Origin of the sequence: Thalassovita sp., from assembly GCF_963691685.1 — a bacterium.
Taxonomy (GTDB): Bacteria; Pseudomonadota; Alphaproteobacteria; order Rhodobacterales; family Rhodobacteraceae; genus Thalassobius.
This window is the reverse complement of the sequence record NZ_OY829290.1, coordinates 274610-287773: the sequence shown is the minus strand read 5'-3', so window position 1 is coordinate 287773 and position 13164 is coordinate 274610. Positions and strand designations below refer to the sequence as shown.

Annotated in this window: 7 protein-coding genes; 5 read left to right on the top strand and 2 right to left on the bottom strand. The window is 62.3% G+C overall.

Annotation, left to right across the window (positions count from 1 at the left end):
- Positions 1 to 52: 52 nt before the first annotated feature.
- Together ACORLH_RS01265 and ACORLH_RS01260 are read right to left on the bottom strand one after the other, a co-directional pair.
- A complete protein-coding gene (locus ACORLH_RS01265) occupies positions 53 to 1423 on the bottom strand; it encodes an MFS transporter (RefSeq protein WP_324293027.1) in 1371 nt (456 codons plus the stop codon).
- A gap of 108 nt (positions 1424 to 1531) precedes the next feature.
- Positions 1532 to 2062: an acyl-CoA thioesterase gene (locus ACORLH_RS01260; protein WP_321830805.1), complete on the bottom strand. Its 531-nt coding sequence runs from the start codon at positions 2060 to 2062 to the stop codon at positions 1532 to 1534.
- A 162-nt stretch (positions 2063 to 2224) separates the two neighbouring features.
- Here ACORLH_RS01260 and ACORLH_RS01255 point away from each other — a divergent pair, with 162 nt between their 5' ends.
- From ACORLH_RS01255 to pbpC, 5 genes are all read left to right on the top strand, one after another.
- Entirely contained in the window at positions 2225 to 2512 is a 288-nt protein-coding gene (locus tag ACORLH_RS01255) for a YggT family protein (RefSeq protein WP_058245341.1), read from the top strand.
- 134 nt (positions 2513 to 2646) lie between these two features.
- On the top strand, positions 2647 to 4686 hold the full coding sequence (recQ, locus tag ACORLH_RS01250; protein WP_321830804.1) for a DNA helicase RecQ: 2040 nt from the start codon (positions 2647 to 2649) through the stop codon (positions 4684 to 4686).
- A gap of 54 nt (positions 4687 to 4740) precedes the next feature.
- Entirely contained in the window at positions 4741 to 5517 is a 777-nt protein-coding gene (gene yaaA / locus ACORLH_RS01245; RefSeq protein ID WP_321830803.1) for a peroxide stress protein YaaA, read from the top strand.
- Between the two features lie 151 nt (positions 5518 to 5668).
- Positions 5669 to 11119, top strand: coding sequence for an alpha-2-macroglobulin family protein (locus ACORLH_RS01240; RefSeq protein ID WP_321830802.1), 5451 nt, complete (start codon positions 5669 to 5671; stop codon positions 11117 to 11119).
- Positions 11119 to 13158, top strand: coding sequence for a penicillin-binding protein 1C (gene pbpC, locus ACORLH_RS01235; RefSeq protein ID WP_321830801.1), 2040 nt, complete (start codon positions 11119 to 11121; stop codon positions 13156 to 13158). Before ACORLH_RS01240 ends, pbpC begins: the two co-directional genes overlap by 1 nt.
- The last annotated feature ends 6 nt before the right edge of the window (positions 13159 to 13164 follow it).

Sequence of the window (13164 nt, the reverse complement as noted above, 5' to 3'; positions counted from 1 at the left end):
TCGCCGCCCATACAGGCGGCGAGGACTGCGGTAAGTGCGATCAGCCCCGTGATCAGCCCGGCGCGTTTTCTGACTGGTCTTGCCATGCGGGTTGGTCCCCTTCTGGTTTCACCCAGCGTAGCAAGATCAGACCCAAAAGGAAAAGCGCGATAAGCGGAGAAACGCCAAGTTGCTGGCTGCCCGTCGCTGCGGTTGCCACCCCAATCAGCGCCGGCGCCAGGAACGAGGTCGCTTTGCCCGCCAAGGCATAAAGACCGAAGCTTTCCGCCATCTTTTCGGGATTGGCCTGACGCACCATCATGGTCCGGCTGGCCGATTGGATCACACCACCCGCGGCACCGATCAGCGCCCCCAGCACATAAAAGGCGATGTCTGGCAGTTTTGAGCCCTCCGCAACCGGGACGCCATAGACGCTGTCGCGTGACACAAAAACGATTGAGATCGCAACGAAGCTCAGCACCAGAATACAGACCGTGATCACCGGCTTGGGACCAAAGCGCGCGTCAGCGCGGCCCCCGACCCAGGCAAAAATCGCGCCTGAGATGATCGCCAGAATGCCGAAGATACCGGTATCCACAACGCTCCACTTCAGCACACCGGCCGCGTAGATGCCGCCGAAGGTGTACATGCCGTTCAGCGCATCCCGGTAGAACATCGAACTGCCCAGATAGGCAAAAAGCGATGGCGTCTGTGGCAGGCCTTTCAGCGTGCCGGCCAGACTGGTCAGCGCGCCTTTGACAGCGCCTTTTGCCGCTTTGGCTGGTTTGGGATCGCGCACCCAAAGGAAAAACGGGATCATAAAGACGAAGTACCAGATCGCGGTCAGCGGCCCGACAAAACGGGTGCCTTCACGCGCTTCGGCGTCCAGACCCAGCGCCGGGGACAGGCCCACAAAGGTTTTTCCGGTTGCTGCGCTTTCGGCAAAGAACACCAGCATCACCACCAGCGCGACCAAGCCGCCCAGATAGCCAAAGGCCCAGCCATTGCCTGAGATTTTGCCGATCTCTTCTTTGCTGCCCAGATCCGGCAGCATGGAGTTAGTGAAAATCGTCGCAAACTCCATCCCGATCATGCCAATTGCAAACAGGAACAGGGTTGTGGTCAGATCAAAACTGCCCGGCGCGGCGAACCACAGCCCGAAGGAGCCGATCACATACATCAGCGAAAAGCCCCAGATCCAGCGTAGGCGATTGCCCCCCGCATCCGCCAGCGCGCCAAGGATCGGCGCCAGCAATGCAATGACAAAACCGGCGGCAGCAATGCCAAAGCCCCAGGCCGCCTGTGCCTCTGCCCCATCACCGATCAATTCCTGAACGTATGGTGCAAAAATGAAAGTAATCAGAAGTGTGTTGTAAGGCTGTGACGCCCAGTCAAAGAAAAACCATCCCCAAATGCGCTTGCGCATGACTCGCCCCTTAAAAATTCTCTCTTCCCCAGTGGGGTTATGGCAGGCGCAATGTAACGCTGGCAAGTCTATCTTGGACTGAACCGCCCTGCCCTTAGGGGAAGGGGGCGGGCGGTGTCAGCCGCCTTATTGCGGCGGCCAGGGGCGGCTGTCCTCAGCGGCGAGCCACTGTTTGACCCAATCCGGCAGCTCCTGATTGGCGGCCTCAGATCCGACATCCAGCCGCACCGCCTCGGGGGAGATCATGCCATTGCGATCGGTGACCGCCGTGCGGAAGACCGCATGGTTGGCGCATTCGCCATTTTCTTTCCAGATCTGCTGATCGATGTAGAAAAACCGATCGTCCCAGCCCAGCCCTTTGGTGCGCATCTCAAACCGTTCAAACGGACGCAACCGGCGGCGATAGCGCACACACACACCGGCCACGGCCAAGCCCCAGCCATTGCGGCGCAGCGACTTCATCAAACCCGCGCGCATCCCCATGGTGAAGCGGCCCAGATCATAAAGCATCAGGGTACGGCCATTGTTCAGCTCCAGGAACTGATCGATATCCCAGGGCCAGACCCGGTGGTGCGAGATATGAGTGTCATTGAACTCCAGCGGGGTGGCGTTGCGGAACTTCACGAATTCTTTGATCAGGCGCAGAAAGGGGTACATGCGGCAGGTCCTGTTACGACGGGAGGAAGATTTCTGAACCGTTCAGTTTACCTTAATTCCACCAAGGTCAACCAAAACCCCGCGTCAACATGCGCTGCAGACTTGCACCAGAGGCTTCTGGCGCTTACCTCTTGTCGGAACGTTCAATTTGAGGTCCCGCCTATGCTGTCCCTGATCCAGATCCTTCTGCTGGTGCTTGATATTCTTTGGTTCTTCCTGATCGCCCATGTGATCATGTCCTGGCTGATCAACTTTCAGGTTCTCAATGTCCGGCAGCAGCTGGTGGGCCAGATCTGGTACATGTTGAACCGCATTCTGGAACCCATCTATACCCCTGTGCGCCGCATTCTGCCCCCGATGAGCGGCATCGATCTGGCGCCGCTGGTGGTTCTGGTCGGCATCTACGCCATCCGCATCATTCTGATGAACAACATCTCGGCCTTCTATTAAGCCGACGCGCGACGGGCATCTGCGCCAACACGTGACGGATGAATTTGACAGGTCCGGTCTTCCGGGCTTGTCCCCCTAGCCTTGGTATGGGAAAACTGCTGCAAGAGCAGATATAGACAATCTTGCAGGAAACCATGCCAAGCGCTGCCACGCTTCTGAGCGATTATTTTGGCTTTGACGCCTTCCGCCCCGGGCAGGAAGAGGTTGTCGAAGCTGTTGCCAATGGCCAAAACACCCTGGCCATTATGCCCACGGGTGGGGGCAAATCCCTGTGTTTCCAATTGCCTGCCCTGATGCGCGATGGGGTCACCGTTGTGATCTCCCCGCTGATTGCTTTGATGCGCGATCAGGTGCGTGGTCTGCGCGAAGCCGGGATTGAAGCCGGCGCGCTGACCTCTGGCAATACGCAGGAAGAAACCGATCAGGTCTGGCAGGCGCTGGAAGAAGAGCGGTTGAAGCTGCTCTATATCGCGCCGGAACGGCTGAGCGCCGGGTCGGCCCTGGGGATGCTGCGGCGGATCAACGTCAATCTGATCGCCGTGGATGAGGCGCATTGCGTCAGCCAATGGGGCCATGATTTCCGCCCGGATTACCTGCGCATTGGGGAATTGCGGCGCACGCTTGGCGTGCCTCTGGCGGCCTTCACCGCCACCGCAGATGCCGAAACCCAGGCTGAGATCGTCAATCGCCTGTTTGATGGCGAACAGCCCGCAACCTTTCTGCGCGGCTTTGACCGGCCCAACATCCATCTGGCCTTTGCCGCCAAGAACAACCCGCGCACCCAGATCCTGAACTTTGCCGCCGCCCGCAAAGGCCAATCTGGCATTGTCTATTGCGGCACCCGTTCAAAGACCGAAAAACTGGCCGCCGCCCTGCGCGAAAACGGCCATGCCGCCGCGCATTACCACGGCGGCATGGAAGCCGAGGATCGCCGTATCACCGAAGCGCGGTTCCAGAAAGAGGATGGGCTGATCGTGGTCGCCACCGTGGCCTTTGGCATGGGGGTGGATAAGCCCGATATCCGCTGGGTCGCCCATGCGGATCTGCCGAAATCCATCGAAGCCTATTATCAGGAAATCGGTCGTGCGGGCCGCGATGGCGGACCGGCCGAAACCCTGACGCTGTTTGGCCCCGATGACATCCGCCTGCGCCGCAACCAGATTGACGAAGGCCTTGCCCCGCCTGAACGCCGCATGGCCGATCACGCGCGGCTGAACGCGCTGTTGGGTCTGGCCGAGGCGTTGGAATGTCGCCGCAAAAACCTGCTGGGGTATTTTGGGGAGACTGAGGTGACCTGCGGCAAGTGTGACCTCTGTGATAATCCGCCAGAGCTGTTTGACGGCACCCAACCGGTGCGTATGGCCCTGTCGGCGATCCTGCGCACGGAGGAATGGTATGGATCCGGTCACCTGATTGAGATCCTGCTGGGCAACAGCAATGATCGCATCCGCGCCCGGGGGCATGACGATCTGCCGACCTTTGGGGTGGGCAAGGCCTACACGCGCCCGCAGTGGCAGGCGATTTTCCGGCAGATGATGGGGCATGACCTGATCCGCCCTGATCCCGAACGCCACGGTGCCCTGCGGATGACAGACACGGCGCTGCCGATCCTGCGCGATCAGGAAAAGATCACCCTGCGCAAGGACAGCATCGCCTCAGCCAAACGCCGCCCCGCCGTTAAGGCGCTGGTCAGCGAAGAAGACGCGCCGCTACTGTCCGCGCTGAAGGCCAAACGTCGGGCGCTGGCCGAAGCCGGCAACGTGCCGCCCTATGTGATCTTCAACGACCGCACCCTGATCGAAATGGCCGAAACCCGTCCGACGAACTTGGACGGCATGGCGCGGATCAACGGGGTGGGCGCCAAGAAGCTGGAACGCTATGGCGCCGATTTCCTTGCCATCATCACCGGCACGGTCGAAGACGTGCACCCGCAGCGGCGCAAACTGGCAGGTCGTGAGGCCGGATCGCTTTATGATCGTCTGCTGGAAGTGCAGGCCGATCTGAGCCGCGGACCGGAAGGGCTGGATAAGCCGCTCAGCTGTTCCGCGTCGCTGCTGGCGAAGGTCGCGCAGATGAGGCCGCAGGACCCTTCTGCGATGGAACGGTTGTTGGGTGACAAACGCGCTGAAAGATTTGCTGCGGCTTTTCTGGACGTTGTGCTTGAAGCCGGTTAGAACGATTCTAACTTAGAGCCAGACCAGACCAAACCGCAAGGATCCAACGCTGCCATGCTGATCACCGTTTCGCCCGCCAAAAAGATGGACATGACCCCGGTTGAGGGCATCAAGACCACCGAAATGCGGTTTCCTGAACGGGCGGCAGAACTGGCAGGGGTGGCGCGTGATCTGTCCGTCGCAGATCTGATGAAGCTGATGAAAATTTCTGAGGCTCTGGGCAAGCTGAACGCCGAACGCTTTGCCAACTATGGCGCGCAGGAAACGAAGGCAGCGGCACTGGCTTTTGCCGGTGACACCTATCAGGGGCTTGAAGCCTCCTCGCTTGAGGCCGAAGAACTGGCTTGGGCGCAGGATCACTTCTGCATTCTGTCTGGCCTATACGGGTTGCTGCGCCCGCTGGACGCGATTGAGCCCTACCGTCTGGAAATGGGCAGCCGTCTGAAAAATCCGCGCGGCAAGAACCTCTATGAATATTGGGGCAGCGATATCGCCGAGGCGCTGAACACGCAGGCTGAGGTGATTGGCACCGACACGCTGATCAACTGTGCCAGCCAGGAATACTTTGGTGCGGTGGATCTGAAAGCACTGAAACCGCAGGTGATCACGCCCGTGTTCATGGAAGAGAAGGCCGGCGTGCCAAAGGTCGTCAGCTTCTACGCCAAACGGGCGCGTGGTTCGATGGCACGGTTCATCATCCAGAACCGTCTGGTCGATCCGCAGGCGATCAAGGATTTTGACCTTGGCGGTTACCAGTTCCAGCCGGATCTGACCGAGGGCAACAACTGGGTTTTCCTGCGGGATGAGGCCGCTCAGGCCAAAGCCGCCTGATCCCCGGACAGATCAATTGAAAATATCAGCGGGGGTCTGAGCCGGATTCCGCGCCCCGTCATCGACCGGTGGAAACCCCACCTTGCTGATTCGGCCTGTGGCTGGCAGCATTCTCTTCATATTCAGGGCATTGGATTTGAGGAGGATTTTCATGAAACCGGTCATTGCGGCACTTTTGGGTGCTCTCTCACTCACCTTATCCATTCCCAGCCCGACCCTCGCCGAGGGGGAACTGCCAGAACGCCGCCTGCTGCTGTCGCGTGATACTGATTTCTATGGCTCGGACCTGCAGGCGCTGTTTGATACGGAATATGGCGCCTGTGAACGGTTGTGCCTGAATGATCCCAGCTGCAAGGCCTTTACCTTCAACCAGAAATCCAATGCTTGTTTCCCCAAATCACAGATCACCGATCGCCAGCCCTATGAAGGTGCCTGGTCCGGGGAGTTTCTGCCCACCCTGCCCGCACTGAAAGCCATCGCCGCAGACCGTGCGGCCGCCGCAACCGCCTTCCTTGGCCCCAATGATATCAGCCAGGCCCGCGCGCAGGCTCAGAAACTGGGCTGGACCCATCCCGGCGGGCATTACCCGGTTGAAACACTGCTAAACAGCGCCGCCTCGCGCCGCCAGGCGGGCGATTGGGTCAACGCAATGCGTTGGGCCGGTGCCGCGCTGTCGCACACAGATGCCGCCGATCAATGGGTGGAATACGCCCGCCTGTCCTTGCGCGCCGCAAATGTCAGCAATGACACCCGCAGCCGCTATGAACGCCGGGGCCTCTGGGCGGCGATGAACGGCTACCTGCGCGCAACCAATCCCGCCACCGCCGCGGATGCGCTGATGGTTCTGGCCGATGCCTTCCAAATCCGCGATCGCGGCCGCGATATGGTGCCAGCACTGGGGCTGGCCAAGGATCTGCAACCCGGCTGGCAAGAGATTGACGAACGTCTGGACGATGCCATTGGAAAATATGGCTTTCGCATCACGGAACACGACGCAGAGAGTGACAATGCCTCGCCCCGGGTCTGCGCCGAGTTTTCCGAGAAGCTGAAAACCGCAGGCTTTGACTACACCCCCTATCTGAAACTGCCCAGTGAGGATCTGGCGGTCAGTGCCAGCGGCAAACGCCTATGTGTGGAGGGATTCACCCATGGCGAACGGGTGCAGATCACCTACCGCGCTGGCCTGCCCGCCGACAATGGCGAGGTGACAGCCAAAGATGTGACTTTGGCCCAATATATCCGTGACCGTTCGCCCAGCGCGCGTTTCCCCAGCCGCGCCTATGTGCTGCCCAAATCGCCCGATGCCGGCCTGCCGATTGAAACCCTCAATCTGGACCGGCTGGACCTGAAACTCAGTCGGGTCAGCGACCGCAACCTGCTGCGGGCTGTTCAGGAACAGTATTTCGGCCGTCCGCTTTCTTACTGGGAGACACAGGATTTCAGCGCCAATATCGCGGAAACCGTCTGGGAAGGCGAAGGGGAGGTTCAAAACGAACTGAACCGCGAAATGACCACCCGCCTGCCGATGGGTGAGGTGATCGCCGATCTGCCCGCTGGCATCTATGTGCTGCAGGCGCAGGTGCCTGGTGCTGACCCCTATGATGAACCGGATGCAATGCAATGGTTCGTGCTGTCCGATCTGGGCGTCACCACATTGGCGGGCACCGATGGCCTGCATGTGTTTGCCCGCGCGCTCAGCTCAGCTGAGGCGCTGGCCGGGGTCGAGGCAACGCTGATCTCACGCTCCAACCGGGTGCTGGGCAAAGTGACATTGGATGACGCAGGTCACGGGCTGTTTGCCCCCGGTCTGACCATGGGACAGGGATCCGCCGCACCGGCCCTTTTGGTGGTGGAAAACGGCGCGGAGGATGTGACCTTCCTGTCGCTGAAAGATGCCGCTTTCGATCTGTCGGATCGGGGTGTTGAAGGCCGCGCGCCCAGCCCGGCGATCGATGTTTTTGTCAGCACAGATCGCGGCGCCTACCGCGCTGGTGAAACCATTCATGCCACCGTTCTGACCCGCAGCAACCTGGCCAAGGCGCTGGAGGATCTGCCGATCACGGCCATCCTGACCCGCCCCGACGGCGTGGAACACAGCCGCCACCTGTCACAGGGTGCGGTGGCGGGCGGTCATGTTTTTGCCCTACCGCTCAGCCCCACCGTGCCGCGCGGCAGTTGGCGGCTGGATCTGAAAGCCGATGTCGACGCCCCCGCCTTGGCCAGCGCCAATGTGCTGGTGGAGGATTTCCTGCCGGAACGGATCGATTTCGACCTGAGCCTGCCTGAGGGCACTATCCGCCCCGGCGACAGCCCGCTGATGACGGTGGAGGCGCGCTATCTCTTCGGGGCCCCCGCTGCCGGATTGACGCCGCAAGGCACGGTCATTCTGCGCGACGCGGGTGAGGTGCAGGGCTATCCCGGCTACCGCTTTGGCCGTCAGGATGTCCGTTTTGCCCCCCGGACCGAGTTTTTCGGCGGTGCCGACACCGACGCGGATGGACGCTCCTCCGTGCCTGTCGCCCTGCCCGAAGCTAGCAATGCGGATCGTCCGCTGCAGGCGGAGGTGATTGTCACTCTGGCTGAAGGGTCTGGTCGACCGGTGGAACGCAGGCTCAGCCGAGATCTGGCGCCCGCGGGCCCGATTATCGGCATCAAACAGATGTTTGAAGATGTGGTTCCAGAAGGCACCGCCGCGGATCTGCAGGTCATCGCGCTTGGTCCGCAGATGCAGACGGTGAACATGCCCGTGCGCTGGACGCTCAACCGCGTCACCACCCGTTACCAGTGGTATCAGCAATGGGGCAGCTGGGAATGGGAACCGATCACCACCCGCAAGCCTGTGACATCAGGTGTCGCGACGTTGGGGGCACAGCCCCTGACGGTCACTGCGCCTGTTGATTGGGGCAATTACGAATTGGTGGTGGAAAGCACCGAAGGCGATCCGATCTCCGCCTCCAGCAGTTTCTACGCCGGTTGGTACGCACCGGCTGATACCTCCAAAACACCCGATACGCTGGAGCTGTCACTGGACAAACCCACCTATCGCCCCGGCGAAACAGCGCAGTTGCGACTGGTGCCGCGCTATGCGGGCAAGGCCTTGGTCACCGTCATGTCCAACCGCGTCATCGCCATGCAGGCGGTGGAGGTTGAGGCGGGTGAAAACCTGATCCCGGTGCCTGTCACCGATGACTGGGGCGCCGGGGCCTATGTGACCGCGCAGGTAATCCGCCCGATGGATGTGGCCGCCGGGCACAACCCGGCCCGCGCCCTTGGCCTGTCATATGCACAGGTGGATCCCGGCGAAAAACAACTGAGCGTCAGCATTGACACCGCGGCCGAGGCCAGCCCACGTGGGCCGCTGAATGCCAGCGTTCAGGTGGCAGGTGTGGCCCCCGGTGAAACCGCCTATGTAACGGTGGCCGCGGTGGATCTGGGTATCCTGAACATCACCGGTTTTGACAGCCCCGATCCCTCCGCCCATTATTTCGGGCAACGCCGTCTGGGGGTGGAAATCCGCGACCTCTATGGCCGGTTGATCAATGGCATGGACGGGGCGATGGGGCAGATCCGCTCGGGCGGGGACGCCAGCAGCAGCAACTCCTTCCAATCCCCCCCCCCGACCGAGGAGCTGGTGGCCTATTTCACCGGTCCGGTGACCGTCGGCGCTGATGGGCAGGCAGAGGTGCAGTTTGACCTGCCGGCCTTCAACGGTACGGTGCGGCTGATGGCAATAGCCTGGTCCAAAACCGGTGTCGGTCAGGCCGAGGCAGATGTGCTGGTGCGTGATCCAGTTGTGGTGACCGCCAGCCTGCCGCGTTTCCTGGCCCCCGGGGATCGGTCCCGCCTGTTGCTGGAGGTGGTGCATGCCACCGGCCCTGCAGGTGAGATGCGGCTGGATCTATCCGCCAGCGGCTTGCAACTTGACACCCGCGGTGTGCCGCAATCCGTGACGCTGGCCGCTCAGGGCAAGGCGGTGCTTGAGGTGCCCGTCATCGCGGCAGATGTGGGCGATCACAGCCTGCAGGTTGCCCTGACCACACCGGATGGCAAACAGCTGATCAAGGATTTGACCCTTGGCGTGCGCAACAATGATCCGGTCACCGCCACCACCCGCCGGTTTGATCTGGCCGCCGGGCAAAGCTTCACGCTGGATCAGAACGTCTTTGCCAATCTGCGGCGCGGCAGTGGCGCGGCAGTTCTGGCCGCCGGCCCGCTGGCCAAACTGAATGCCCCGGCCCTGCTGGCGCGGCTGGATCGCTACCCCTATGGCTGCACCGAACAGGTCACCAGTCAGGCGATGCCGCTCCTTTACCTCAGCTCCGTGAACGAAGCCTTGGGCTTGGGCGGTCAGGACCGGATCCAGCTGCGCATCGATCAAGCGATTGAGAAGGTGCTCACCCGGCAAAGCCGCAATGGCGCCTTTGGCCTGTGGCGGCCGGACAGTGGTGATCTATGGCTCGACGCCTATGTCAGCGATTTCCTCAGCCGCGCACGTGCTGCCGGATATCAGGTGCCGGATCTGGCCTTCCGCATGGCGATGGACAATCTGCGCAACCGGGTGAACTACGCCGCTGATTTCGACGCCGGCGGCGAGGCTTTGGCCTATGCGCTGATGGTCCTGGCCCGCGAAGGCGCTGCCTCAATGGGGGATCTGCGCTACTATGCGGATGTGAAAGGCCAGGCCTTCACCACCCCAATGGGGGCGGCACAGCTAGGCGCGGCACTGGCGCAATATGGCGATCAGACCCGGTCTGATGCGATGTTTGCCTTGGCTGCCGCTCAGATCCGGGCCGAAGCCGGGCCCGAGCGCAACATCTGGCGCGCTGACTATGGCACCCGACTGCGTGACAGCGCCGCGGTTTTGTCTCTGGCGGTTGAGGCCGGTAGCAACGCCGTGGATCAGCCCCGTCTGATGCAACGCCTGGGTGCTGCCGGGCCCGAAATGTCGACACAGGAAACCGTCTGGTCCCTGATGGCAGCGCAAGCTCTAGTGCAGCAGCCCAGCCTCAGCGGGCTGACCTTGAACGGCGCCACGGTTGAGGGGCCGTTTGTGCGCATGGTTGAGGATGGTCTGGACCTGCAGCCGCTGACCGTGACCAACACCAGCAGCCAGCCCACGCAGATCACCCTCACGACCGAGGGCGTGTCAGCCGGCGCGACCGAGGCGCGCGGCTACGGCTACCGGATCAAGCGCAGCTACTACACGGTAGAGGGCGAACAGATTGATCTGTCATCGGTGAAAACCGGCGACCGGCTGGTCACGGTTCTGTCGATCTACCCGGCCGAAAAAGGCGGGGCGCGGCTGATGGTCAACGATCCTCTGCCAGCGGGGTTTGAGATCGACAATCCCAATCTACTGCGCCAGGGCGACATTCGCGGCATGGAATGGCTGGATCCGGTGGAGGGCGAACATAGTGAGTTCCGCGCTGATCGCTTCCTGACCGCGGTGAACTGGCGGTCGGACCAGCCGTTTGATCTGGCCTATATCGTACGGGCGATCTCACCGGGTGAATTCCACCATCCCGCTGCGGTGGTTGAGGATATGTACCGGCCAGAATATCGCGCCAACACGGCCTCTGGCCGTTTGGTCATCGCGCAGTGATGCGCCGCACCGCCCCTTTTGTGCTGGTCGCGCTCCTCTGGGGGGGCGCGGCACTGCGCGATATCGGGGCGGATTGGATCGCAGCAACTGTGGTGCCGCCGCTGGCGTTGGAGCAGTCGGTCGAGGTGCGTGATCGCAACGGCGCCTTGCTGCGCGCCTATACGGTTGCCGATGGCCGCTGGCGGCTGCCGGCCGCCTTGTCGGATGTGGACCCCAGCTTTGTCGACCTACTCACCACCTATGAGGATCGCCGGTTCTGGCAGCATCAGGGCATCGATCAGCGCGCCATGGTGCGAGCGGCATGGCAGGGGCTGCGACATGGCCGGGTGGTGTCAGGTGCCTCAACTCTGACAATGCAAGTGGCCCGCCTGCTGGAGGGCGGCCCCACCGGACGCTGGTCTGGCAAGATCCGCCAGATCAGGCTGGCATTGGCACTGGAACAACGGCTCAGCAAAGCTGAGATCCTGACGCTCTACCTGAACCTCGCCCCCTATGGTGGCAATCTGGAAGGGATCCGCGCCGCAACGCTGGCCTACTTTGGCAAAGAGCCGCTGCGCCTCACCCCGGCGGAGGCCGCGTTATTGGTCGCCCTGCCGCAATCACCGGAACGCCGCCGGCCTGACCGCCATCCCATCCGGGCAGAGGCCGCGCGTGACAGGGTGTTGGAGCGGGGCAAGAGCTTTGATCAGCTGAGTGACGAAGATCTTGCCGTGGCCCGTTTTGATCCGGTGCCCGCCATCCGCCATGCCTTCCCGGCGCTGGCACCTCATGCGGCCGATCTGGCACGCACCGTTGCGCCTGACAGGCAACGCCATGACCTGACCCTGGACGCTGGGCTACAGGCAGAAATCGCCCGCCTTGCCGCACAGGCGCTGCGGGATAGGCAAGACAGCCTGTCTATCGCCGTTTTGGTGGCCGATCATCACAGCGGTGCGGTTCTGGCCTCGGTCGGGTCGGCGGGCTACGGGGACGGGCGCGGGCAGGGCTACGTGGATATGACCCGCGCGCTTCGATCCCCCGGGTCCACGCTGAAACCGCTGGTCTATGCCATGGCCTTTGACCAAGGTCTGGCGCATCCCGAAACCCTGATTGATGACCGCCCCGTGGCCTTTGACGGCTATGCGCCGCAAAACTTTGACGGTGCCTTCCGGGGCGAGATCCCGATCCGTGAGGCGCTGCGCCAATCGCTGAACATCCCTGTGGTTCTGCTCACCCAGGAGCTGGGGCCGACCCGTTTGATGGCGCGGCTGCGGGCCTCTGGCGCCGCGCCGAAACTGCCCGGCGGCAAACCCGGTCTGGCACTGGCACTGGGGGGCGTTGGGATCAGCCTGTGGGATCTGGTGCAGCTTTACGCCGGTCTGGCCAATGGCGGTCAATCGGTGCAACTGCATCAACAGGCCCTCAGTGATCCGGCCGCGCCACAGTCCCTAACCAGCCGCGCCGCTGCCTGGCAGGTGGGCCATATCCTCGCCGAGCTGCCGCCGCCCGCCGGGGCCGCGCCCTGGCGGATCGCCTATAAGACAGGCACGTCCTACGGCCACCGTGATGCCTGGGCCATCGGCTATGACGGCGATCATGTGATTGGCGTTTGGATTGGCCGCCCCGATGGCACGCCGGTGCCCGGGGCCTTTGGCGGCGATCTGGCAGCACCGGTGCTTTTTCAGGCGTTTCAACGGCTGAAACCCAAGGCGACGCCCCTGCCGCCGCCGCCCCCCGAAACACTGATCCTGACCACCGCAGACCTGCCGCAGGCGCTGCAACGGTTCCGCGGCCGCAAAGCGGTTTTTCAGGCGGAAGCGGACGCGCCCAAGATCGCCTTTCCCCCGGATGGGGCCCGGTTGGCACCGGGGGATTTTGGGCTGGTCACCAAGCTCCGCGATGGCGCGCCACCCTTCACCTTCCTTACAAATGGCGCCCTGGTTCTGACCGGCGCACGGCTGCGGGAGGTGGCGCTGCCCACGCCCGGGCCGGGCTTTGTCACGCTCACCGTGATCGACGCCAAGGGCCGATCCGACCGGGTGCAGCTACAACTTGAGTGACCGGCC